Below are 24,666 nucleotides of genomic sequence, written 5' to 3'. Positions count from 1 at the left end.
CCCGATCCGGGGATCCGCCCTTCGTTCAGCCATCGACGGCAGCTGACCTGGCAGCTGCGGTCGGCGCTGCTCTCAGTCTCTGAAGTAGGAGATGAGGCGCAGGATCTCGATGTAGAGCCACACGAGGGTGACCATGAGCGAGAAGGCGCACATCCAGGAGTACTTCTCCGGGATCTTGTGCTTGACGCCCTCTTCGATCATCTGGAAGTCCATGATCAGGGTCATGGCGGCGAGCACGGTGGCGACGATGCCGATGATGACACCGAGCGGGAACGTCATTCCCATGATGTTGACCTCGACGCTGCGGGCGCCGCCGGTGCCGGTGAACATGGCGATGCCGAAGTTGATGAGCGAGAAGATCGCGTAACCACCGACGGCGATCATCATGAACTTCATCATCTTCGAGCCGTAGCGCACACCCTTGAACTTGAACAGGGCGAGCATCACGCCGAAGACGCAGAGCGTGGCGAGCACGGCCTGGATGACGATTCCGGAGTACATGGACTCGAAGATCGCGGAGATGCCGCCGAGGAAGACGCCTTCGAATGCGGCATAGCCGATGATCAGGGCCTTGCTCGGCTCCTTCTTGAAGGCGTTGACGAGGCCGAGCACGAGCGCGATGAGCATCGCCGGGAAGGCGAGCATCGGCACGAACCAGCCGACGGCGGCTCCGGCGAGGAGGATGCCGAAGAGCACTCCGGTCTTCATCATCACATCGTCGTAGGTCATCGCTCGGTCGGCGACCTGGGGTCCGGCGTTGCGGTTCTGCGCGGCCGGCTGATTGAACAGGTTGTTGAGTTCCTGATCGGACATGACCGGCTGATTGCGGCCGGCCTGGGCGCCTTGGTTGATCGCCCGGTTCATCATGGGGTTACTCACGGTCGAGATCCTTTCGATCTGAGCAGAATGTGCACAGCCGAGAAGCTGCACATCAGTCGTTCACGATCACAGTCTAACCGGACGGTCTGGACGGGAACTGAGGATTCCGGCCTGTGGCACCCGACGTTGCATGATCGTGATCATGTCGTGGACAACGCCCGCATCGGCCGGAGAATTCCCGGTTCAGCCCATCTGGTAGTGGGTGGCCGAACCCGGGCCCCAGGGGATGCCGGTGGCCCACCAGATGAAGAACAGCAGTCCCCAGAGGACGAACATGGAAAACGACAGCGGGATCGTGAAGGAGAGCACCGTGCCGATGCCCGCATCCTTCTTGTACCGCTGGACGAAGCCGAGGACGACGACGAAGTACGGGCTCATCGGGGAGATGATGTTCGTCGTCGAGTCGCCGATGCGGTAGAGCGCCTGAGTGGTCTCCGGGGCGATGGACAGGAGCATGAACATCGGTACGAGCACCGGAGCCATGAGCGTCCACAGTCCTGATCCGGAGGTGAGGAACAGGGCACCCAGCGCCACGAGCAGCCAACCGCCGAGCAGGATGACGAACGATCCGGTGTTGAGCGCCCCGAAGACCTCCGCCCCTTTGATCGCGAGGATCTCACCGAGGTTGGACATCTTGAACAGGGCCAGGAACTGGCTGGCCGCGAAGAACAGGACGATGACCGGAACGAAGGGCAGCAGACCCTTGCCCATCATCTCGGGGATGTCGGCGGTGCGCTTGATCGACCCGGTGGCGTAGCCGTAGACGATGCCGACGATGAAGAAGCCGAAGCCGATGATCGCGGCGATTCCGGCCATCAGGCCCGATTCCGGACCGAAGCCTCCGGCTTCGTCCCGGAGGAACGATCCGGCGGGCCAGGCGAGGGCGAACAGCACTGCGGCGCAGACGACGATGGAGATGACGGCGATGACGATTCCGCGCTTCTCCCTGGCGTCGAGCGCCATCTTGACGTCGAAGCTGTCCGGATCGTCATCGGTCTCCTCGTCGAGTTCGATCTGGTCGGCGCGTTTGGACAGGACCAGCTCGGTCACCAGGGTCACGGCGATGGCGACGACGAACATGGAGACGAAGTTGAAGTAGAAGTTCGCGACCGGGCTGACGGTGTAGTCCGCGTCGATGATCTGCGCGGCCGAAGTCGAGAGACCGCCGAGGATCGTGTCGAGCGAATTGACCATCGGCGCTGCCGAATAGCCTCCCGAGGTCGCGGCATAGGCGACGAGGCAGCCGAGCAGCGGATTGCGGCCGACAGCTTTGAATGCGAGCCCGCCGAGGGGAATCATGATCATGTACGAAGCATCGGAGGCGATCGACGCGGCGGTTCCGGCCAGGGCGACGATGAACGTGATCCACCGCGGTGAGGCTCCGGCGATGGTGCCGCGCAGCATCGCCGGGATGAGTCCGGACTGTTCGGCCACGGCCACGCCGATGAGCACGATGAGCACGAGTCCCAGCGGTGGGAAGGTGACGAAGTTGTTCGTTGCTCCCGCGACGATCTCTCGCAGCGATTCGGTGGCGAAGAGGTTCGTCACCGTCACCTTCTCGTCCGTGGCCGGGTTGACGGCGTTGAGACCGGTGGACGAGAAGATCGCCGAGAGGATCATGACGATGACCGCCAGCGACAGGAACAGCCAGAACGGGTGCGGCAGTTTGTTGCCGGCCTTCTCGATGATGACGAGAACGCGCATGAGCCAGCTCAGCTCGGAACCGTCGTTCCTCTTCTCTGCGGTCGCAGGTGTGGTGCTCGACATCAGTTCTCCTCGGTCGGTGTGGCGCTGGCGAATGCGTTGAGCCCGGTGTCGCTCATGTGAGTGCGATCACCTCAAGGTGCAAGTCTCATGGACAATCAGCATTGTGTCGCGGGAATCTCATATTCCGGATGTTCGGAGGCTGACCGGCGCACCCGTCCCCCGCGAAGGCGGCCGTGTGGTCTCGTACTCACCGACGTTGGTGAATGTGACAGGGCGCCGACCGCAGAAGTCTGCGGTCGGCGCCCTGTCAGCCGGACGGCGGCTCAGCTCTCGGGCTGAGGGTGGGCCGCCTCGGCGAGATCAGCGTTCGATGTCGCCGCGGATGAAGGCTTCGACGGCCTCGTGGGCGGCGTCGTCGTCCTTCTGCTCCGGCGGCGACTTCATGAAGTATGACGAGGCGGAGATGAGGGCTCCGCCGATTCCGCGGTCGAGGCCGATCTTCGCCGCACGCACGGCGTCGATGATGACGCCGGCAGAGTTCGGCGAATCCCACACCTCGAGCTTGTATTCCAGGGACACGGGAGCGTCGCCGAAGTTGCGGCCCTCGAGGCGGACGAACGCCCACTTGCGGTCGTCGAGCCATTCGACGTAGTCGCTGGGTCCGATGTGGACGTCGCGGTCGGACAGCTGAGCCGACGTGTTCGAGGTCACGGCCTGGGTCTTCGAGATCTTCTTCGACTCAAGGCGCTGACGCTCGAGCATGTTCTTGAAGTCCATGTTGCCGCCGACGTTGAGCTGGTAGGTCCGGTCGAGGACGACGCCGCGGTCTTCGAACAGCTTCGCCATCACACGGTGGGTGATGGTCGCACCGATCTGGGACTTGATGTCGTCACCGACGATCGGGACACCGGCGGCACGGAACTTCTCGTCCCATTCCTTGGTGCCGGCGATGAACACGGGCAGGGCGTTGACGAAGGCGACCTTCGCGTCGATGGCGGCCTGAGCGTAGAACTCGACGGCCTGCTGGGAACCGACGGGCAGATAGCACACGAGGACATCCGCCTCGGCGTCCTTGAGAGCCTTGACCACGTCGACGGCCTCACGGTCGGATTCGACGATCGTGTCGCGGTAGTACTCACCGAGACCGTCGAGGGTGGGTCCGCGCAGGACCTCGATGCCGGTCGGCTCCACGTCGGCGAGTTTGATGGTGTTGTTCTCGCTGGCGGTGATGGCCTCGGCGATGTCGACGCCGACCTTCTTGCCGTCGACGTCGAAGGCGGCAACGAAATCGATGTCACCGACGTGATAATCCCCGAATTCCACGTGCATGAGGCCGGGAACCTTCGTCCCGGGCGACGCGTTCCGGTAGTACTCCACGCCTTGGATCAGGGACGAGGCGCAGTTGCCCAGTCCGGCAATCGCGACTCGAATCGATTTCGTTCCCACAATTCTCCTTTGTCTGTACGGGTTTCACCGAGCGGCGGGAGGGTCCCACACGGGCGGTTGGCCCTGCGGGGCTTCGCTTCGGCCCCGACTAACCATAATAATGTCCGCGTCAAAATGCCGAACACCGGCATCCGAACACGGCAGCGTTCGTCTCAGCTGACGACCAGAGGTTCGAGGACCAGGTCGGGGTGGTTCTTCTGCACGCCCTGCAGCCGCCACCGGTCGGAGAACAGCGCCAGCAGCTCTCCGTCGGAACGGTGGAGGACCTCGACCGAGCGCTCCCGGGCCAGGGTCGGCACGCATTCGGCTGTGGTGCGTCGGGCGAGGGAGAAGTTCAGACGCTCCAGGGTGCAGGGAGCGTTGAATTCGTTGGTCATCCGGTCTTCGGCCACTTCGAACTGCATGGGGCCGACCGCCCCGAGCACGGGCGCCTGGTCACCGCGCAGATCGGAACGCAGCACCTGGATGACACCTTCGTGGTCGAGCTGTTCGATGCCGCGGCGGAACTGCTTGTACTTCGAGGAGTCCTTGGCGCGAATGACCATGAAGTGCTCGGGAGAGAACGTCGGGATTCCGGGGAACTCGACCTTCTTGTCGAGGTAGAGGGAATCACCGACGCGCAGCGCGGAGGCGTTGACCAATCCGACGACATCGCCGGGGAACGCTTCGTCGACGACGTCGCGGTCGCGGCCGAAGACCTGCTGAGCGTACTTCGTGGCGAAGGGTTTGCCGGTGCTGGCGTGGGTGAGCACGGTTCCGCGTTCGAAGACTCCCGAGCAGACGCGAATGTAGGCGAGCCGGTCGCGGTGGTTCGAGTCCATTCCGGCTTGGACCTTGAAGACGAAACCGGAGAACGGTTCGTCGACGGGACGCGGTTCGTCGTTCTTGTCCAGGCGTGCCTCTGCCGCTGGGGCGAGGTCGACGAGGAGGTCGAGGAGTTTGTGGATGCCGAAGTTGAGCACGGCCGAGGCGAACATCACCGGGGTCGACTTGCCCGCCAGGAAGGTCTCCTGGTCGTGGTTCTGGTCCTCCATCTCCAGCAGATCGGACTCATCGACAGCGGTCGTCCAGGCATCGCCTTCGAGGTCGGCAGCCGCCTCGTGGGTGTACGTGTCCTCACCGGCGATCGTGGCGCCTCCGTCGGTGCGGGTGTACTTCGTGTACTCGCCGCTGGCGCGGTCGAGGACTCCGCGGAAGTCTCCGGACTGGCCGACGGGCCAGGTGATCGGGGTGGGCAGGAGGCCGGTGCGCTGCTGGACCTCGTCCATGAGTTCGAGCGCGTCGAGGCCGGGACGGTCCCATTTGTTGACGACCGTGATGATCGGGATGTTGCGGTGGGCACAGACTTCGAAGAGCTTCATCGTCTGCGCCTCGAGGCCTTTGGCGGCGTCGATGAGCATGACGGCGCAGTCGACGGCGGAGAGCACACGGTAGGTGTCCTCGGAGAAGTCGGCGTGGCCCGGGGTGTCGACGAGGTTGAACACGGCGTCGCGGTACTCGAACTGCAGAGCAGCCGAGGAGATCGAGATTCCGCGGTCCTGCTCCATCTGCATCCAGTCGGAGACGGTGGCACGGCGACCGGCCTTGCCATGGGTGGCTCCTGCCTGGCCGATGGCACGGGCGTGGAGGGCGAGCGCCTCGGTGGTCGTCGATTTGCCCGCGTCGGGGTGCGAGATGACAGCGAACGTGCGGCGGCGGGATGCCTCGCGTCGGATGTCCTTGTCGGAATACTGGCCAGAAGTCACCGCAATATCCTATCGTTCTTCGTCACTCTCCGGCGTGTCCGTTCAGTCACAGTGGCCGAGGCCGGGTCTGCCGGTCCGCGTTGCGTCCAGCGTCCTGTCGGAATCGGCCCATATGCTGGGGGGCGATGTCTGAGGAATTCGTCGAATATGCCGGCCGTTCGGAACCGAAGGAACGGTGGCTCAAGGCCCTGCCGCTCATCGTTGCGGGAGTCCTGGGTGTCCCGCTGCTGTGCGCGGCGATCTGGTTCTCCTGGCAGATAGCGCAGACGACGAAGTACCTCTTCGATCTCGGCACCTCCGGCGGCGAGGCGGCCGGAATGGTGCTGCTGAGCCTCTCGGGAGCCTTCTGCCTCGTCTTCTATCTCGCGTTCCTCTTCATCGGCACCCGCCGTCGCACGTGGAAGTGGCGCATCTGGTGGAGTGTCGCGACCCTTCTTGCCGCCGGAGCTCTGCCGCTGTGGTGGCTCTTCAGCGGCTTCTTCGCCGACGTCTGACGTTCGCGGGCCCCGGCGGCAGCTACCGCCCTGCATCCCTGACCACAGTTCGCATTCCCTACCCGCCGCGGCAGAACCTCCCGCCCGCGGCTTGTCCTACAGGTACTCACGCATCAGTCACTCTTCGCGCCAAAACATCCCGCTGCAACGGTGCGTTCTGCCACCAAGGGTGAGGGATGGTGTACTCAGAGCTGGGAGAGAGCCTTCGCGATGCGCTTCTCCGACACCGGATGTGCCGTGCCCAGCGAGTTCGCGAACAGTGAGACGCGCAGCTCTTCGAGCATCACGACGACCTCGACCCATTCAGTGGGCAGAGACACGATCAGCTGCGACCACTCGGCCTTCGCCAGTGCCGGGAAGCGGTTGCCGATCTTCCTGACCACATCGCTGCTGCAGCCGGTGACTCGATCCATGAGCTGCTTGTCACGGATCGGCGAGTCCTGCATTCCGCCGATGCGCCCCACTTCGGCCTGCACCCAGCGGGGCAGCTCGCGCAGCATCTGCGGAGTCATCGCCGCAATGGCGCCTGCAGTCATCCGGGCGGCTCGCCATGCCTGCACATCGGCGAGGTTCGACAAGATCGCCAACGAGGAGGCTTTCGAGACGAGCTTGTCGAGCTCGGTCGCCGCCTTCAGCGCCTTCATCAGGGACGGCAGCAGCGATGAACAGGTCAGCGGCAGCTCGGCGTCGACGTCCTTGCGCAGCCGCGCGAACTCATCGGCGGTGGCCACCCATGACGTTTCGGCCGGCCCCAACCGGTCGGCGACGAGTCCGCGGATCCCCACTCGAATCAGCCCGACCAGCAGTTCATCGGCGGTCGTCTGATGACCGGCGAGGATGAGCTTCTCCTGAGTGGTCAGCCCGTCCTGCAAGTACTTCAGCGCATCAGCAGTGTGCCGGCTCAGCAGGGTGATGATCGCCTCTCGCGTGGCCAGGCGTGCTTGCGCTGCGGTGTCGAAGGCAACCAAGTCCACCGAATCCGTACGGTCGGCAAGCCCTGGAACGACGCCGGCTGCGGCCTGATCGGGGTCGGCCAGTTGACCGAACGACCAGTCCGTCAGCCCCGTCTTCGGGGTGAACGCGCTCTGCTTCTGGCGGGCCTTGCGCACCTGCGGTGTGGCCTTCGTCGTCAGTGCGGTCAGGTCCTCGCCGAGACCAACGGTCTTCTTTCCATCGACGACCCGGAAGGTCAGCCGCAGATGAGCGGGAATCCGCGATCGGTCGAAATCGTCGGCGGTGACCGTGATCGGAACGAGGTCGTTCAGCCCTCCCCCGCCGGCGCGTTCGCTCAGAAACGCGGCGAGCACCTCCGGCAGGCTTCCCTGGTACGGAGTGAGCGCCGGCAGAATCTCGCGGGCGACGTCGGGAGCGGGAACGAAGTAGCGGCGCTTGTTCTTCGGCAGCGACCGGATATAGGCGGCGACGAGTTCTTCGCGCAGGCCCGGGACCTGCCAACTGAATGCGTCCGCGTCGACCGCGGGCACCGCCTCGGCGGGGATCTCCACGGTCACCCCGTCCTCGGTGCTGCCGGGGTCGAACGAGTAGCGCAGTTTCGCCCGCGTACCGTCGGTCAGTTCCCATTCCATCGGGAAGTCCGAGGCCACCGAAGCGGTCAGCTCCTCACTGTCGTCGCTGAGCAGCACCGAGGTGGTGAGGTCGAGCAGGTGCGCGTCCCGTCGCTTCTGCTTCTTCCACCAGCCCCGGAAATCCGCCGCCGAGGTGATCCCCTCCGGAATCCGTTCGTCGAAGAATTCGTACAGGGCATCGTCTTGATCGAGCACGCGACGGTTCCGTGTCCGCGATGCCAGATCTTCGGCCTCGTCGATGACGGCCGCATTGTGGTCGAGGAAGCCGAAGCGTTCGTGCCAGTCGCCTTCGATGAGACCCTTGCGGATGAACGCGTCCCGGGCGGCCTCGGCGTCGATGGTGCCGTAGCCGACGCGGCGGTCGCTGACGAGTGTGACCCCGTAGAGGGAGATCTTCTCGTACACCATCGACGCGCCGGCCTTCGTCGACCAGTGCGGATCCGAATGCTGGCGGGTGACCAGGTCACCGGCGGCTTCGACGACCCAGTCCGGGTCGATCGCGGCCACGGTGCGTGCCCACAGACGGGAGGTCTCGACGAGTTCGGCGGCCATGACGAAGTCCGGGTTGACCTTGAAGAGTCCGGACCCGGGGAAGATCGCGAACCGGGTGCCGCGAGCCCCCTGATAGTCCTTGTGCCGCTCCGACCGTGAGCCGATCATCGTCAGCAGACCGGTGAGCAGCGATCGGTGGATGGCGGCGGCGTGCGGGTCGAGTTTCGCGGCCGCCACCTGCTTCCCGGTGTTCGCTGCCGGTCCGGTCGCCCCCTGCTTCTTCGCGCTGCGTTTGGCGGCGCTGAGTTCGGCGAATCCGATTGACCCGTTCGCGCCCCGCCGGCCTTGAGCATGTCCTTCGCCCCGACCGCCACGGGTGTCCTGATCGCCACGAGCAATCTGGCCCCTGCGACCACGACCGCCACGACCATGGTCGGAACCGTCAGCGGACTCAGCAGGATTCGCCTTGCCGCCGTCGCCGTCGAGGTCTGTCCCATCGGACGTCGCGTCGTCGCCCGGCTGCCAGACGGATTTCTCGATCCTGATCCCTGCGGAGCCGAGCAGAGAGCGCAGCTGTCCGACGAGATCCTGCCATTCACGGATGCGCACGAAGTTGAGGAACTCGTCCTTGCAGCGCCGACGGAACTTCGATGATCCCATGTCCGCCTGCAGGCTCTGCAGGTAGTTCCACAGGTTGAGGTAGGACAGGAAATCACTGCCCCGGTGAGTGAACCGGGCGTGCTTCTCATCGGCTGCGGCACGGAATTCGGCCGGTCGTTCCCGGGGGTCCTGGATCGACAGTGCGGCGACGATGACGGTGACCTCTCCCCCGCAGCCGGCTTCCGCGCCGGCGATGACCATCCTGGCCAGGCGGGGGTCGATCGGCAGCACGGTGAGTTTCCGACCGATCTCGGTGACGTGGATCTTCCCGGCAGAGTCGCTGGTCAGCGCCCCGAGTTCGGTGAGCATCGTGCGTCCGTCGCGGACCGCTCTGGCCTCCGGCGGGGTGAGGAACGGAAAGTCGAGGATCTCCTGATCACTCGAGGCGAATCCCAGTGAGGCCATCTGCAGGATGACGCTGGCGAGGTTCGTGCGCAGGATCTCGGGATCGGTGAATGCGGGCCGCGACTCGAAGTCATCCTGTGAGTACAGCCGGATGCAGATACCATCGCTGGTGCGCCCCGAGCGGCCCTTGCGCTGGTTCGCACTGGCTTGGGAGATCCGTTCGATCGGCAGTCGCTGCACTCGGGTGCGGTTGGAGTAGCGGGAGATGCGGGCGGTGCCGACGTCGATGACGTATTTGATTCCGGGCACCGTCAGCGAGGTCTCGGCGACGTTCGTGGCCAGGACGATGCGAGGTCGCGAATGCGGTTGGAAGACCTTCTGCTGCTCGCCGGCCGAGAGCCGGGCGAACAGCGGCACGACCTCCCAGCTGCTCATCCGCGGGCGTCTGCGCAGGTGGTCGGTCAGGGCATCGGCGGTGTCACGGATCTCGCGTTCACCGGAGAGGAAGACGAGGATGTCACCGGGGTCCTCGGCGGCGAGTTCGTCGACGGCGGCGATGATTCCATCCGTCTGCTCCTCGACTCCGGTCTCGTAGTTCCCGGATTCGCCGGGTCCGTCGACATCGTCATCGGCAGGATCGTCCCCGAGCGGCCGGTACCGGACCTCGACCGGATAGGTGCGGCCTTCGACGGAGATGATCGGAGCGTCGTCGAAATGAGCGGAGAACGATTCGGGGTCGATCGTCGCCGAGGTGATGATGACCTTGAGATCGGGACGTCGGTCGAGGACTTCCTTGAGATAGCCGAGGAGGAAGTCGATATTGAGGCTGCGTTCGTGGGCTTCGTCGATGATGATGACTTCGTAGTCGCGCAGCAGTTTGTCCCGCGAGAGCTCGGAGAGCAGGATGCCGTCGGTCATCACCTTCACCCGGGTGGAGTCGGCGACCTGCGCAGTGAATCGCACCTGATAGCCGATGGTGCTGCCGAGCTCCTCATCGAGTTCGTCGGCAATGCGCTCGGCCACGGTCCGGGCGGCGATGCGCCGAGGCTGGGTGTGGCCGATGAGTCCGTCGATCCCGAGGCCGAGGTCGAGGCAGATCTTCGGCAGCTGGGTGGTCTTTCCCGATCCCGTCTCACCGGCGATGATGACGACCTGGTTGTCCCGGATCGCCTCGGCGATCTCATCCTTCGCCGCGGTGACCGGCAGATCCTCGGGGTAGGAGACGGTGACCGGATGAGCCGCGCGGGCGTCCTTGAGTCGGGCCCGGCGCTGCTGATGGTGCGCTGCCGTGGTGCTGCGTCGCTGAGACGCACGCCCACGTCCGTTCTTCCCGCGCCGAGGCGGCCGTCCCGGATTCGTGTTCGCTGGAGTGGTCGACGGGGTCGGGTTCTGTTCTGCCATTGCGTCTCCCAGCTTAGCGGCAACCCCACTGCAGAGGCAGACGACCGGGCAGAGCCCAGGTCAGCTTCCGCCGCCCCACAGCGGTGCCAGCGCCGAGTAGAGCTGCTGGATGCCGAGGATGATGAACAGCAGTGCGGTGATCGCCAGGGCGACGTTCGTGTGCAGCTTGTTCGCCCATTCCTTCGGGATCTTCTTGCCGTTGAGCAGCCCGAGGAGGGTGATGGCCAGGAACGGCATGAACAGCGAACCGAGGACGCCGTAGGCGAGGATCAGCCCGATCGGCTTGCCGAGGATGAACAGCAGCATCGGCGGGAACGTCAGCCACAGCACATAGAACTTGAAGTACTTGCCGCCGGTCAGGGTGTCGGGGTGCCCGCCCGGCTTCTTGCGCATATGCCCCCAGAAATCGGCGAACATCAGGGACACACCGTTCCAGACGCCGATGATCGAGGAGAAGGACGCGGCCCAGAAGCCGACGAGGAATCCGATGCCCACGACCTCGCCGTAGCGGGCCTTGAGGACGTCGGCGAGGTCGAGCAGCCCCTTGTCCTCGGCGGAGATCGAGACTCCCGCGGCACGGACGACCTCGGCACCGACGACGAGCATGGCGATGACGAAGATGCCGGTCATCACGTACGCCATCGAGTTGTCGATGCGCATCACCTTCATCCACTTGGGGGTGTGCCAGCCCTTCTCGCGCAGCCAGTAGCCGTAGGCGGCCAGCGTGATGGTGCCGCCGACGCCTCCGGCGAGCGCAAGCGTGTAGATCACGCCGCCCTCGGGGATGATCGGGATCAGACCGGTGAGCATGTCGGGAATGTTCGGGGCGGCGATGATCGCCAGCCCCACGACGGTGATGAACATGATTCCGACGAGGACGGCGGTGATCTTCTCGAACACGGCGTAACGGCCGAACCACACCATGGCGAAGCCGGCCAGGCCCATGAGCACCGACCATACTGTCAGGTTGATCCCGGGGAAGAGCGCGGCCAGCGGCAGTGCCGCCGAGCTCATCGCGGTGGCTCCGTAGACGAAGCCCCAGATGATGATGTAGGGACCGAAGTACCATGTGGTCCAGCGGCCGAGTGATCGCCAGCCTTCGAAGATCGTCTTTCCGGTCGCGAGGCTGAACCTGCCGGCGCCTTCGACGAGGACGATCTTGAGGATGACGCCGACGATCACCGCCCACAGCAGTCCGTAGCCGAACTGGCTGCCGGCCACCAGGGTCGCCACCATATCGGCGGCTCCGACACCCGTGGCCGCGACGACGAGGCCGGGACCGATGACCTTCCATTTGGCCGGGCCCGAGGCCTCTTCGATTCCCGATACGGTCTCCGCATCACCCGCGTCGCCGGGGCCGGAACCGTTCGACTGCTCACTCATGGTGTCTTTCGCTTTCGTCTTCGGCCGCGCACAGACTCACGATGTGGTCGGGGGTCGCTCATCGGGCTCTCCCGCACATCGGCGACGCAGCGGTCTCCGTATTTCCTCAGTCATGATAGGTGACAACCGTGCTTTCGTCTCAGCGGCGTCTCACCAGTCGCCTCTCACGACGGTCCGCCTCGGAATGACGCGGAGCGTTCCTGCTCAGAACCGGTCGGCGATGCTGCGCAGGCGTTCGAGATACGCATCCTGGTCGAAGTCCTGCGGCAGGTTCGGAGCCTCCTCGGAGAGTCCGGCGGCACCGTCGATACCTTCCCGGACGATGTCGATCTGGCCCACGTGCCGAGTGAGATCGACGAGGACGTGGACCATGATCTGTCCCAGGGTGGTCTCGTCGCGGCCCTTCGGCCAATGCGGCACCCGCCCCGGCGAATCGAGACTGAGCGACTCGACGGTCTCGTCAGCGAACTCGGCGACTCGGGAGTAGAGGTCGAGCAGGTGCTCGGTCGTCTCGAACTCTGTCGCGCACCAGTCAGCCTGTGGGTCGAGGTCGATGTCGGCGTCGGTGACGAGCTCGTCGGGATTCGGCCAGGCGCGGCCGAAGGTGTCGCCGAAGTAGACGATCTCGACCTGCGCCATGTGTTTGAGTGCGCCGAGGAGGTTGAAGCCGGTCGGGGTGCGCGGCCATCTCAGCGACCTTTCGTCGAGTCCGGACAGCTTCCACCGCAGGTTCGTCCGGCCTCGGTCGAGGGACTGCTGCAGGAAGGACTTCATCGACTCGTCGTCGCCCATGAGCTCAGGGTTCCACACATGCCGCACACCGTCTACCGCTATCCTCGAAGGGTGAGTGAGAACAATTCTTCGCAGGACTCCCGCAGCCGCATCGCCCGTCGGGTCTTCCCCGACGGCGTCGACCCCGATCCGCGCTTCACCCTCGCCAACGAACGGACCTTCCTGTCCTGGATCCGCACCGCCCTGGCCTTCATCGGCGGCGGCATCGCCGTCGAGGCCTTCACCTCGGAGATCTTCTCGACCGGTCTGCGGGCGACCCTGTCGATCGTGCTCATGGTCATCGGGTTCATCCTCGCCGCCGGTGCCGCGTTCCGCTGGCACCGCATCGAATCGGCGATGCGGCGCAAGACCTCCCTGCCGCTGCCGCTCATCATTCCCATCGTCAGCCTCGCCTCGGCGTTGGGTGCGGGTCTGCTCGTCCTGGTGTTCGCCGGCCTGCTGCGATGAGTCCTCGCACTCCGCGACCGCGGCGGCCCCGGCCGCTGCCGCACCCCGATCCGGGGCTGCAGCCCGAACGCACCACGCAGTCATGGCTGCGCACGAGCCTGACCATGACCGTCGTCAGCCTCATCTTCATGCGCTTCATCCATGTCTTCGGAGGCTGGTCGGTCGCGCTCTTCGTCGTGTGCATCGGCCTGGCCATCGCTGCGCTGTCCATGCAGGTCAGGCGCTACCGGCTCGGCTCGGACTCGATCCAGGCCGAGCGCAGCCGCCCGACCCCCTGGGCCGTGGCCTTCCTCACCGCTTCGGTGTGCCTCATCGCGGTCATCAGCATCGCCTCGGTCATCAAGATCTCGCTGATGTGATCACCAAGACGCCGCATCGGAGTTCCTCGTTATGAGACCACCGTCCGAGCCGATGACCTGCGCGCCTAAACTGGTCCGTATGAAGGATGCACGCGAAGTCTCCACCGCCCCGCTCGTCGCCGTCGGACTCATCGGCGGTTTCCTCACCGCCCGCGAAACCGGGATCCGTCCCCTCGGCGGGGTCGTCCTCGCCGCCGCGGGCGCCTACGCAGCCCGCTCCTGGTATGTGAAGAAGGGCTGGCCGGCCGCCACCGGGCTGAGCTTGGCCTACCTCGGCGGGTTCGGCGCTTCCCATCCCCTGGCGAAGAAGATCGGTGCGTGGCCGGCCGTGTTCGCCGTCAGTGCGGTCAGCGCCGCAGCGTCCTATGTCGTCTCCGATATCGCCGAGGCGGACTGACACCACCGCCCCAGACGCAGGAAGCGAGGACCCGAGCAGCCCATGCTGGCCGTATTCGAAGGTTTCGCCGTCATCGCCGGAGTCATTCTCGTCGGGTTCGTCCTCGGCCGCTCCGGCGTTCTCGGTCCTCACGGCCAGCAGGTCATCGCGAAGCTCGTCTTCTACGCCGGCACCCCGACCCTGCTCTATGTCACGGTCTCCGAGACCGACCTCGGGCTGATCTTCAACACCGCCCTCTTCGCCACCGGCGGGTCGGCGCTCATCGTCGGTGCCGCCCTCTTCGCCCTCACCAAGTGGATCCGAAGACGCAGCACCGGCGAAGCGATGTTCTCCGCGTGGGCCACCAGCTACGTCAACATCGGCAACCTCGGCATCCCGATCGCCGCCTATGTCCTCCATGACATCGGCTACGTCGCCCCGGTCCTGCTCTTCCAGCTGCTCATCCTCGCCCCCATCGGCATGGCCGTGCTCGACGGCGCGGGCAAGAAGCAGCATGATTCGCACTGGTACTCCGCGATCCTCCAAGTGCTCAAGAACCCCATCGTCCTCGGCGCCGCAGCCGGAGTGGCCGCCTCGGCGACGGGTTTCGAGCTGCCGCGGTTCATCTTCGAACCCATCGACATGATCGGCGCCACGGCCGTGCCGGGCGCCCTGCTGGCCTTCGGCATCTCGCTCAAGGACGGATGGGGAATACCCGTCAAGGGCAGCCGCGCACAGCTGAGCTACATCACCGGTGCCAAACTCATCGCCCAGCCGGTCATCGCCTGGGCCATCGGCGGCCCCCTGTTCGGCTACACCGGGATCGACCTGTTCGCCATCGTCGTCACCTCCGCCCTGCCGACCGCGCAGAACGTCTACATCTACTCGATGCAGTACCGACAGTCCGAGGCACTCATGCGCGATGCCGTCTTCATCACCACGGTCCTGTCCGTTCCGGCGCTCGTCATCATCGCCGCCCTGCTCGGCTGACTCCGCGAAATCGACCGCCGTGGCGTGTCCTCCCCCGCTTGGACCCGGTGGTCGCTGACAATGGGGATGTGTCCAGAGACGAGAAGAACGAGACCGAAGACCTCCTGAGCAGGCGGATGAGTTCAGGGTCTGCCAGTGCTGCCGATAAGCAGTCGCAGGCTCCTCTGGAGGCGGCGAATGATCCCTCGACCGACACCGAGGCGTTCGATCCGATCACGGATCCCATCGCCGAGGATGCCCCTGAGCATTCCGCGGATGCGAAGCCCTCGACGGGTCCGGTGAGGGTGGCTCCCGCCCATTCGACGAATCCGCACTCCCAGCCCGCGACCGCGAGCACGCGTGCCGCCGAGCAGAATGCCGCGCAGAAGTCCGCCGGCACGGATTCGGCCGCCGCTGCATCGACGGCCGATACCGGAGCCACCCGTGAGGTGCCTCAGAATGCGCGCACCGCGGTGATGAGCGAAGCCGATTGGGCAGCGGTGTCGAAGGCGGCGACGTCGACCGATGTCCGCGACCCCGAGGTGCCCGAGCGGCGCCGGTCGGTGCTCGATGTCATCGGCACGATCTGGATCATGCTTGCCACCCCGTTCGTCCTGCTGGCTCTGGCGGTGCGTTTCGTCGCCTCCGGGATCTTTCTCAAATTCGAGTACTTCCGACCCGGGTTCCCGGCCGACCAGTTCGGTTTCAGTGCCGCCGACCGTGAGCACTACGGGACCTATGTCATCGACTACCTGCACAACTTCGATTCCCGGCGCTACCTCGCCGACATCGTCATGCCCAACGGAGAGCCGATCTTCATCTCCGACGAGCTCAGCCACATGGCTGACGTCAAGGGTCTGATCTCGCTGCTCTACCTTGTGGCTCTCGTCGGGATCATCGGGTCCGTGCTCTTCGGCATCTACATGTGCCGCAAGAACGGATCGGGCATCCACGCGGGAGTGCGTCTGGGGTCGATCTTCAGCATCATCTTCATGGCCGCCGTCGCCGTCGTCGCCGTGCTCGGCTGGGACAGCTTCTTCCGCGGGTTCCACAAGGTGTTCTTCGCCGATGGGACGTGGGAGTTCTACGCCGATGATTCGCTCATCCGCCTCTTCCCGCCCCAGTTCTGGGTCGATGCGGGCATCGCCGGCGGCGGGCTGTTCGTGCTCCTGGCGATCATCCTCTTCCTGCTCAGCTTCACCGGTCACAAGAAGCGCCGTGCGCTGCGCAGGGCACGGAAAGACGCCGCAGCAGAAGTCTGATTCTTCTTCACTTCGCGCCGGCGGTCCGGCTCCGGGCGGCGGCCCGGTTCCGGGCGGCGCTCCGGTTCCGGCGGCACAGCAGCGCGTCACTGCACAGCGGGTTCGAGTCCCGCTCCACGGTTCCGGCCGGGTGGTCTTTCCCCTTCCACCCGGCCGAATCTCTGTCCGGAGTCAGTCGACCGGACCAGCGATCCCCCGCCTCGGTGACGGTGGACGGTGACTGAACTAGTCGTCGACGGCGTCGCGGCCGCGACGGACGAGCAGCGGGTCGGCGTCATAGACGACCGATCGGTCTTTGTCCGCGTAGTCGAACTGATTGAGGAAGTAGCGCATCGCATTGAGGCGGGCGCGCTTCTTGTCGTTGCTCTTGATCGTGATCCACGGAGCGTGATCGGTATCCGTGCGGCGGAACGTCTCTTCCTTCGCTTTCGTGTAGTCGTCCCAGCGATCGAGGGACTCGAGGTCCATCGGTGAGAGCTTCCACCGCCGCACCGGATCGATCTGACGGATCGCAAACCGGGTCCGCTGCTCTCTCTGGGTCACGGAGAACCAGAACTTCGTGACGTGGACTCCGGAGTCGATGAGCATCTTCTCGAACACGGGGGCCTGCTCCATGAAGGTCTCGTATTCGTCGTCGGTGCAGAATCCCATGACCCGCTCGACATTGCCCCGGTTGTACCAGGATCGGTCGAACATGACGATCTCCCCGCTCGTGGGCAGGTGGGAGATATAGCGCTGGAAGTACCATTGGCCGGCTTCGCGGTCAGAGGGTTTGTTGAGTGCGACGACGCGGGCGGCACGCGGATTGAGGTGTTCGGTGAAGCGTTTGATCGTTCCGCCCTTGCCGGCGGCGTCACGACCTTCGAAGACGATGACGTGTTTGGCGCCCGTGTCCTGACCCCAGTACTGGAATTTCAGCAGTTCGACCTGCAGTTTGTACTTCTCGAGTTCGTATTCTTCGCGGTCCAACTGTTCGTCGTACGGGTACCCTTCCCGCCACGTTTCGACGGCCCGGCCCATGGGGTCGATCAGGTGCGGATCCGTCGTCTGGCTGTCCGCGACGGCGTAGCCTTCGAGGCGGAGTTTGTCGATGTACTCCCGCAGATTCTCTTGGAACAGACTGTTCACGAGATCCTTCCCTTTCACTGTCGACACCGGAGTGTGCCTCGTGCACGATAATGTGCCGAGATGAATATCAGGTTATGCGATCGACGTCGCGTCGCGGGATGATTCCGACGCTCAAAAGTGGGGCCAGCGCGATGAGTCCGAAGGACAGCGGATAGCCGAACGCCGTCACCAGGGCACCGAATCCGGGACCGAGCAGAGCCGACATGACGAACTGTCCCGTGTTCTGGGCTCCCAGCGCCTTGCCTGACCACCGCGGTCCGGCGGCTTCGGCCACCGAGGCGAAGGCCAGACCGTTGTCGGCCACCGACACAGCAGAGGCGAGGATGAAGACGATAGCTGCGAGCGCGGGCAGCTGTGTCAGCGACAGGACGGCGATGGCGACCACGACGATCACGGCCGCGACGGCGACGATGCGCATGAGGCCCACGCGTGATTCCGTGCGGTCGGAGAGTCCGCCGACAACCATGCGACCGACAGCGCCGACGATCTGCGCGATCGCGACGATCGCTCCGGCGGCGCCCGCGCCGATCCCCTGGACGACGATGAGCCAGACGAGTCCGTAGGTGGAGAACGCGAACTGCGGGACGACGAGGAGCGCGGAGACAGCGTGGATGCGCCACAGGAAGGAATCGCTGCGGTAGGGATTGATCGCCGAGGCGGCGCTGAGCTTGCCCTCCCCCGCCGAGGTGGCACCCGGTTCGGTGTCATCGGTGTGCGTCGTCTGGGGATCGGTGTCCTGGTCGAGTTCGGCCACCTCGGTGCGGGTGGGCGTCTGGTCCGGTGGGTTGCGGATGACGGCGAAGCAGACGAGGCCGAGCGCCCCGGTCACAGCGGCGACGAACCACAGGTAGGCGGGGAATCCGCCGGCCGCGGCGATTCCCGGGATGGTCACGGCGGCCACGCTTGTGCCCAAGGGCTGGGACATCTGACGGATGCCCATGGCCAGCCCTCGGCGGTGGCGGGGGAACCACCCCATGACGACGCGGCCGGACGCCGAATTCACGGAGGCGGCGGCAGCACCGGAGGCGGCGATGACGATGACCATCCAGATCGGCGAGTCGACGACGAGGACAGCGGCGGCCGAGAACGCAGCGGTCAGCCCGATCCCCAAGGTCATCGCCAGTCGTTCGCCGAAGCGGTCGGCGAATGCGCCCCAGGCGATGAGGGTGAGGATGAGGCCGAAGCTCGGAGCGGCTGCGACGGTGCCGGCCTGGGTGAGTGTGAACCCGAGGTCGGAGTGCATATAGGGGATGAGGAAGGCGGGTCCGGCAATCGCGATGGTCGCCGCCATCTGCGTGAGGACACCGACGACAAGGATTACCCAGGCCTGCCCGGTGGGTCCGTTCGTCGTCATCGTTCCAGGTTAGACGTGTGCCCGGATCGTCCGCGGAATGTCTCAGATCGCGGTGGCAGGGCTTTGCCGATAAAGTGTGTTCTGAGCATTCCCCCCTATAGCCCAATCGGCAGAGGCAGTCGACTTAAAATCGATTCAGTGTGGGTTCGAGTCCCACTGGGGGGACCAGAGATATTTGAGCTGACCTGCAATAACATTCTCTGCATCGATAGGCCGATTCCGATGTGGAGTCGCAAACCCCACGCTTAGCCATCCTTTTCGTTTCGGATTTCGCCGAATCGATGGCGAGCTTGCCGAGTTTTCGCGCGAAACCCGCGTTAATGAGCGTTGTCGTAGGCTTCGACGACAGCTGCTGGAATGCGACCACAGTTATAAACGTCATGGTCGTTTTCTCGGTCCCACTTGCGAATCTCTTCGAGATCGGCTCGTCCTCGCCGAATGTCAAGGGGGCGCATCTTGAAGCCGACTCCGAGCTGGTCCGCGACAAGCGCGGCACCCTTGCCTTCCGAGCCGAGCGGCGCGAAGGCGAGCTACGATTTGTCAGCCAAGTGTCAGGAAAACAACCCGCCCCTGGAAACCTGGCGCTGGCAAGACTTGGGATCGTCTACTTGAACGTTCGAGGATGAAAGGACTACCCCGCCTCACGCCTGAAAGTCGGCGACCACGTTGATCTTCGCCGACAACTCGAGAACAAGTACGATCCCATGCGATTGCTGTCGCTCGTCCCGGCTCGAAACACATCTACGGATACGTCAACAGAGGATTCGCTCGCCGCCTCGCGAACCCCATCGACTCGGGAATAGAGTTCGAGGGAGTGGTCATGGGTCGAGCAGGTGTAACGATTGCGATCATGCCTGTTGAGGTCGCTGAGCAACTGGACTTGTAGCTACGACTATCCGCCGCAACTGGCCCATCAGCAGCATCGTCGCCATGGGGATTCATGTAGCCACGTTGAACGGAATATTCGCGGTTCGAGCATCTAGGCGGCGTCTGGTCTGCGATGCAGATGTCCAAAGGCCGCGGTGGCGCCCTGTCGGCTCGATAACCGCCAAACGGGCAACATGCCCGAGATGAAACTAGAGAGCCACCCACTGTGACTAACACATCACCGGTCGTCTGCATTCGACTCCGAATAGCCATATCCGGAGCCTGAGCAGAGTCACCGCTCGCATAAATCACGATCGCGAACGGCACTCCCCCGAGCTGCCAGGGTTTCAATCACGCAGCTGTCTTACTCACCATCGCTATCCGCTCTACGCAGAAGTTCAGTTCTTGAACGCTCAAGACTGAGTTATCTTTACCTCTCCGCGGAGTCCTGCATTCCACGTACCTTTGTCACGCGACTTCACTAGCTCGAAAAAGGCTCTGGCATCTGCGACGCAAGACCAGGCATCGAACACGCGGGCATCGTAATCGTAGCGTCACAAAGCTACTTGTCGGTAGGCTCGCGGTATGCACTTCGCACGAATAGTACTGCGGCTATTACTCTCCCGTCGGCGACCGTCAATCACCAAATGGGAGAACTCCTCCTTGCCGCTTCGGGTACTGCCCACGGAGATCGACATCAACTTCCACGTCAACAACGGCATGTACCTCATGATGATGGACCTCGGCCGGTTCGACGCCTTGGTGCGCAGCGGCATCTGGCGCACGATCCGGGCTCGCCGGTGGACCGGCGTCATCAGCGATGAGACGATCAGTTTCCGCAAGTCCCTCAAGCTCGGCCAGCGCTACAGCGTGGAGTCGAAGATCGTCGGCCTCGACGACCGTGCGGTGTACTTCGAACACCGGATCGTGTCGCAAGGTGACGTCTATGCTCGCGGAATTGTCGCCACCCGTCTCCTGACCCAACATCGCGCCTCGGTGCCGCTGCAAGACCTCGTCGGTGTCTTCGGCGACCCGCCCGAAGGACTGGAATTACCCGAGTGGATACACGAGTGGCGCGGCCACAACGCCAAATGACGCGAGCTGTTGCCGACGTTTGCTCCGGTAGATTTCCCGAGCGGCGCGACGACGCGTACCCCGGCTCCGGGCACATTCTTGGCTCGCTATTGCTCCGCCGATACCGCTCGAAGCACCGGTGATCTGTTCTTCCTATTCGACGGGTAGATGTATCTGCCGATTGGACCAATCGCGTACCTCGGGCTCGCCCAGCAAAAACTCCTATTAGCGTGGAACTCTTGCTCGAAAGGTCACCGTCTTGACGCCGGTCGGAGCGAGACAGCCAAATTCTTCGCTTCGGCGGAAGTTTCCGCATGCGGCGACCGAGCTGCGATACTTGCAAGAACGCGCACCCACAAAATTGAGCGATGGCAGCTGCTCAGAGACAGTTCCACTTCGCGGGATTCGAACTGTTCAGTCACGGCTCTAGCAGTTCGCAGAGCTCGTGAAGGTGACCGGTTCAAACCCCTCGGCGACGACGTGCCAATCCGCTCCCCCGCTGAGGGGAACTGCCGCCGCAACCGCACCGGCGAGCACCGTGTCCCCCGGTGTGAGCACGTGTCCGTAGCGCCCGATCGCGGTCGCCAACCAATGTAGGGCCACGAACGGATCGCCCAGGACTGCCGACCCGGGACCCTCGCAGACCGTCTCGCCGTCCTGCACAAGCGCGATGTCGGTGCCGATCAACGCCGTCAGTCCCTCGGGAGTCGCCGGCCTCCACGGCCCCACGACGATTCCCGCGCTCGAGGCGTTGTCCGAGACCGTGTCGACGAAGCTGATCGTCCAATCCGCCACCCGCGAGTCGATGATCTCGGCAGACAGTGCAACCGCTTCCACCGCTTCACGCACCTCGGCAATGGTGGGCGCAGCCGAGAGTTCGGTCCCAATGCGGAAAGCGAACTCCGGCTCGACCCGAGGTGCGATCAGCTTAGAAACGTCGATTTCTCCGTCGTTGGGTGTCACCATCCGGTCGGTGATAACACCGAAGTCGGGCTGGTCGACACCCAGTTGTTCTTGCATGGCCAGGGATGTCAGTCCGATTTTGCGTCCCACAATGACTTCCCCGGCGTCGAGGCGACGCTGGATGTTGCGCGTCTGCACGGCGTACGCCTCGTCGATGTCGAGCTGCGCGTACTTGCCCGCGCTCGGTTGCGGAATCGGCACGAGGGAGTGCTGCGCCTGCCAGAGTTCATCGGCGAGCTTATCCACATCAATCATTGGTCTTCCTCGAATCTCTCGTCGCTCAGCCGACGGTCGCGGTGCGTAGGTGCGTTGAATACTGCTGGGTCAGCGGTGGCGCGGCCAGGCCGCGCGACCTGCCTGCCGAGGCATATACGTAGCGGTCGGGGCGTAGTGCCACAGCAGTGGCACTGTGGTCGCGCAGCCACCGCCCCAGGGAACCGTCATAGTCGATGAGTGCTCCGGGGCGAGGCGTCGAACCCGGGGCCAACAGCTCGACGACTGGAACCCCGCAGCGACGCCACGCATCGATGCCGTCCGGATCATTCGCTGTCCCTGAAGTCACCACTGCCCAACCTTTCGGCAGGGCGTCGTCGAGCAGTTTGGTATCCCCATGGGCATCGAGGACATGCGGCTGAGGGATCAGCCACCCGATGGGATCACGGCGGAGGTACGGGGCACCGCCGAGCATTCCACGCGTGTACCGAGCGTCGGGGAACCAGTCCCCATCGCTGATGACCCGGCCAATCTTCGGAAACTTCGCGAATGCACGCATTGCTGGGTTCCGCAACGCCGCGATGAGGCGCCGGCGCTCGGTGATGATGCGCCCACAGGCCACGGCGGAGAAGGTCAGCTTCCGCACATGAGGCTTGCGTTCCTCTTCGTAGCTGTCGAGCGCGGCGTCGGGCAAGCTGCCTTGCAGGACGGCTGCCAGTTTCCACGTGAGGTTCGCGGCGTCGCGGACTCCCGAGGCCATGCCCTCCCCGACCCAGGGCGGCATCACATGCGCGGCATCTCCGGCGAGGAACACGCGTCCGCACCGCCAGTCCTCGGCGAATCGCACGTGGTGGCTGTAGATGACGGCGCGCAGCACCTCGACGTTGGCGGGTTCGATGCCCTGTTGGTTGAGAAGCTCGTCAATCGCCTCATGAGTGACCAGCCGTTCCTCGTCGTCGCTCGGCAGGACCGGGAACTCCCACCGGTGGTGATCGAGCGGAGTGGGACAGTCCACGGCCGGGCGCTCGGGGTTGCAATGAAATCGCAGACGATTGACCTCCGGCCATTCCCTGAGTACTTTCGTGTCGATGACGACCCAACGATCCTCGTAGGTCCGCCCTTCGAATCCGACGCCCAGTCTCCCCCGGGTCGGACTCGACCCTCCGTCCGCCGCGATCACATACTTCGCGCGGACGGTGCCGGTGCTCCCGTCCTCGCTGGACCGGAACTCAATCGTGGCGCCGTCGTCGTCTTGGCTCAGCCGCGTGGCTTCGTGCCCGAGGAGAACGCGCACATTCGGGTACCGGGAAACACCATCGCGCAGGGTCTGCTCGAGCGCGGGCTGATAGATGAACAGCTGGGTCGGATGCCCGTGGCCGCGCGGCTTCGGGGTGTAGCTGAGGAACGAGCGCCCGTCCCGGCCGACGAAGTCGATGGGACAGTCGAAGAGCATGTCGTCCTTGAGCTCATCGGCCAGACCCACGCTCTGCCAGATCCGGATGACCTCCTCGTCCGTCGCGATCGCCCTTGCCCGGTTGTACAGATCCTCGTCCTTTTCGATGACAACGGTGTCGACCCCCAGCCTGCCCAGCATGTTCGCTGCGGATACGCCGACGGGCCCGTACCCGATGATCGCCACCTGAGTCTCGATAGCCCGGTCCGAGGAGGGCATCTGTGGTGTCTCCTTGGCCATCACAGATCGCTCAGCTCGGGAACGACGAACTCTTGTTCCTTCAGCGACTTCACGATCTGACGGAACTGCCTCATCTTCGACACCACGGTCTCACCTTCAGGAGTATGCCCCCATATGGAGATTCCGTTGTACGTGTTCGGTTCCCAGATCGCCTCGAGCTCAGGAGTGATCAGCACCGGATTCCAGCCGACTTCGAGTTCGAAACCGGAGGGAGTGATGCAGTAATAAGAGAGTTCCCGGTCATTCGTGTGCTGTCCTACCGCCCAGGCCATTCCGAACCCGAGCTGTCTGACCCGAGCATGCGAATCGATCATGTCCTCAAGTGTGGCCACCTGGATGTTCATGTGCTGGATCGAGGTCCGGATTGGGTCCATCTTGATGCCATTGATGTTCGCGATCGCGATTGAGTGGTGGCGTTCGTTGACCCGGAGGAACCGGATTTTGAGCATCAGGCCGCTGACGTTCTCATCGATGAAGTCGGTGATCCGTGCGTCGAAGACCGTGTTGTAGTACGAGCGCAGCTGTTCCGGGTGCTTCGTCGTCAATGCCAGGTGACCCATTCCCGAGTCATCAGTGACGAATGAACTGATCTGCATGTTCAACGGCTCGTCCGATCGCACGGCCGTCGTGAAGATCTCTGTCTTGATTCCCTTCGGCCCGGGGAACCGCCACAGCCGCTCGACCCCGCGCAGCCGGCACTCGTCCGGTGAGCCCTCTTCGACGGGAACGCCGCGCGCGGTGACACGACGCAGCACCTCGTCGAACGTTTCGTGATCGTCGATCTCCCATCCTGCGGCGACGAGGTCCTCGGCGGGACCGCGCTGCAGCAGGAACCGGCACGAATGGTCGTCCATCCGGAATCGCATCACGTCGGCATCGAGGACATCGACGTGGAGGCCGATGGCATCGGCCCCGAATCGATGCCAGTCTGTGAAGCGCTCGGTCTCGATGACGACGTAGCCGAGGTGGATGGCGCCGAAGATGGATGACGTCGATCCGCTGCGGCCCGACGTCGTCGTGTGCATAGTCAT

At 64.2% G+C, this 24,666-nt stretch carries 20 protein-coding genes and 1 tRNA gene; 9 read left to right on the top strand and 12 right to left on the bottom strand.

Annotation, left to right across the window (positions count from 1 at the left end):
* Positions 1 to 72: 72 nt before the first annotated feature.
* The 4 genes from HF684_RS06400 to HF684_RS06385 all read right to left on the bottom strand — a co-directional run bounded on the left by HF684_RS06400 (position 73) and on the right by HF684_RS06385 (position 5,777).
* Positions 73 to 867 carry a Bax inhibitor-1/YccA family protein gene (locus HF684_RS06400; RefSeq protein ID WP_169253790.1) on the bottom strand — a complete coding sequence of 265 codons (795 nt, stop codon included), beginning with the start codon at positions 865 to 867 and terminating at the stop codon, positions 73 to 75.
* A gap of 195 nt (positions 868 to 1,062) precedes the next feature.
* A complete protein-coding gene (locus HF684_RS06395) occupies positions 1,063 to 2,646 on the bottom strand; it encodes an AbgT family transporter (protein WP_169251815.1) in 1,584 nt (527 codons plus the stop codon).
* A 300-nt stretch (positions 2,647 to 2,946) separates the two neighbouring features.
* Entirely contained in the window at positions 2,947 to 4,032 is a 1,086-nt protein-coding gene (locus HF684_RS06390; RefSeq protein WP_169251814.1) for an inositol-3-phosphate synthase, read from the bottom strand.
* Between the two features lie 152 nt (positions 4,033 to 4,184).
* A complete protein-coding gene (locus HF684_RS06385; protein ID WP_169251813.1) occupies positions 4,185 to 5,777 on the bottom strand; it encodes a peptide chain release factor 3 in 1,593 nt (530 codons plus the stop codon).
* Between the two features lie 125 nt (positions 5,778 to 5,902).
* Between HF684_RS06385 and HF684_RS06380 the strand changes: the two genes are divergently transcribed.
* Entirely contained in the window at positions 5,903 to 6,271 is a 369-nt protein-coding gene (locus HF684_RS06380) for a hypothetical protein (RefSeq protein ID WP_169251812.1), read from the top strand.
* Between the two features lie 185 nt (positions 6,272 to 6,456).
* On the opposite strand, the gene hrpA is transcribed toward HF684_RS06380, so the two are convergent.
* The 3 genes from hrpA to HF684_RS06365 all read right to left on the bottom strand — a co-directional run bounded on the left by hrpA (position 6,457) and on the right by HF684_RS06365 (position 12,930).
* Positions 6,457 to 10,755, bottom strand: a complete 4,299-nt coding sequence (gene hrpA / locus HF684_RS06375) for an ATP-dependent RNA helicase HrpA (protein WP_169251811.1) — start codon at positions 10,753 to 10,755, stop codon at positions 6,457 to 6,459.
* Positions 10,756 to 10,815: 60 nt separating this feature from the next.
* Positions 10,816 to 12,138, bottom strand: a complete 1,323-nt coding sequence (locus tag HF684_RS06370; RefSeq protein WP_248279138.1) for an Nramp family divalent metal transporter — start codon at positions 12,136 to 12,138, stop codon at positions 10,816 to 10,818.
* 204 nt (positions 12,139 to 12,342) lie between these two features.
* Positions 12,343 to 12,930 carry a DinB family protein gene (locus HF684_RS06365; RefSeq protein WP_169251810.1) on the bottom strand — a complete coding sequence of 196 codons (588 nt, stop codon included), beginning with the start codon at positions 12,928 to 12,930 and terminating at the stop codon, positions 12,343 to 12,345.
* An 18-nt stretch (positions 12,931 to 12,948) separates the two neighbouring features.
* On the opposite strand from HF684_RS06365, the gene HF684_RS06360 reads away from it, so the two are divergent.
* The 5 genes from HF684_RS06360 (at position 12,949) to HF684_RS06340 (ending at position 16,343) form a co-directional block, all read left to right on the top strand.
* Complete coding sequence (locus HF684_RS06360) at positions 12,949 to 13,377, top strand: DUF202 domain-containing protein (RefSeq protein WP_101555385.1); 429 nt, start codon at positions 12,949 to 12,951, stop codon at positions 13,375 to 13,377.
* Entirely contained in the window at positions 13,374 to 13,736 is a 363-nt protein-coding gene (locus HF684_RS06355; RefSeq protein WP_169251809.1) for a DUF202 domain-containing protein, read from the top strand. The genes HF684_RS06360 and HF684_RS06355 overlap by 4 nt, the downstream gene beginning before the upstream one ends.
* A gap of 79 nt (positions 13,737 to 13,815) precedes the next feature.
* Positions 13,816 to 14,133, top strand: a complete 318-nt coding sequence (locus HF684_RS06350) for a hypothetical protein (RefSeq protein ID WP_229663872.1) — start codon at positions 13,816 to 13,818, stop codon at positions 14,131 to 14,133.
* Positions 14,134 to 14,175: 42 nt separating this feature from the next.
* Positions 14,176 to 15,102, top strand: coding sequence for an AEC family transporter (locus HF684_RS06345; RefSeq protein WP_169251807.1), 927 nt, complete (start codon positions 14,176 to 14,178; stop codon positions 15,100 to 15,102).
* Between the two features lie 68 nt (positions 15,103 to 15,170).
* Complete coding sequence (locus HF684_RS06340) at positions 15,171 to 16,343, top strand: TIGR01906 family membrane protein (protein ID WP_248279137.1); 1,173 nt, start codon at positions 15,171 to 15,173, stop codon at positions 16,341 to 16,343.
* A 225-nt stretch (positions 16,344 to 16,568) separates the two neighbouring features.
* On the opposite strand, the gene ppk2 is transcribed toward HF684_RS06340, so the two are convergent.
* Entirely contained in the window at positions 16,569 to 17,471 is a 903-nt protein-coding gene (ppk2, locus tag HF684_RS06335; RefSeq protein ID WP_169251806.1) for a polyphosphate kinase 2, read from the bottom strand.
* Positions 17,472 to 17,538: 67 nt separating this feature from the next.
* Positions 17,539 to 18,825, bottom strand: coding sequence for an MFS transporter (locus HF684_RS06330; protein WP_169251805.1), 1,287 nt, complete (start codon positions 18,823 to 18,825; stop codon positions 17,539 to 17,541).
* 91 nt (positions 18,826 to 18,916) lie between these two features.
* Between HF684_RS06330 and HF684_RS06325 the strand changes: the two genes are divergently transcribed.
* The 3 genes from HF684_RS06325 (at position 18,917) to HF684_RS06315 (ending at position 20,787) form a co-directional block, all read left to right on the top strand.
* A tRNA-Leu gene (locus HF684_RS06325) sits at positions 18,917 to 18,993 on the top strand.
* A gap of 56 nt (positions 18,994 to 19,049) precedes the next feature.
* Positions 19,050 to 19,451, top strand: a complete 402-nt coding sequence (locus HF684_RS18740; protein ID WP_248279136.1) for a hypothetical protein — start codon at positions 19,050 to 19,052, stop codon at positions 19,449 to 19,451.
* A gap of 826 nt (positions 19,452 to 20,277) precedes the next feature.
* Positions 20,278 to 20,787: a thioesterase family protein gene (locus tag HF684_RS06315; protein WP_169251803.1), complete on the top strand. Its 510-nt coding sequence runs from the start codon at positions 20,278 to 20,280 to the stop codon at positions 20,785 to 20,787.
* A gap of 405 nt (positions 20,788 to 21,192) precedes the next feature.
* Here HF684_RS06315 and HF684_RS06310 read toward each other — a convergent pair whose 3' ends face one another.
* From HF684_RS06310 to HF684_RS06300, 3 genes are read right to left on the bottom strand one after another with little or no spacing between them, the layout of a single operon-like run.
* Complete coding sequence (locus HF684_RS06310) at positions 21,193 to 21,984, bottom strand: fumarylacetoacetate hydrolase family protein (protein WP_169251802.1); 792 nt, start codon at positions 21,982 to 21,984, stop codon at positions 21,193 to 21,195.
* A 25-nt stretch (positions 21,985 to 22,009) separates the two neighbouring features.
* Positions 22,010 to 23,614: a bifunctional 3-(3-hydroxy-phenyl)propionate/3-hydroxycinnamic acid hydroxylase gene (locus tag HF684_RS06305; RefSeq protein ID WP_169251801.1), complete on the bottom strand. Its 1,605-nt coding sequence runs from the start codon at positions 23,612 to 23,614 to the stop codon at positions 22,010 to 22,012.
* A 20-nt stretch (positions 23,615 to 23,634) separates the two neighbouring features.
* Complete coding sequence (locus tag HF684_RS06300; protein WP_211168079.1) at positions 23,635 to 24,666, bottom strand: VOC family protein; 1,032 nt, start codon at positions 24,664 to 24,666, stop codon at positions 23,635 to 23,637.

The organism is Brevibacterium sp. 'Marine' (genome assembly GCF_012844365.1).
In the GTDB taxonomy this organism is placed as follows: domain Bacteria; phylum Actinomycetota; class Actinomycetes; order Actinomycetales; family Brevibacteriaceae; genus Brevibacterium.
Note: the sequence above shows the minus strand (reverse complement) of the source record. Positions and strands in the feature narration are given on the sequence as shown.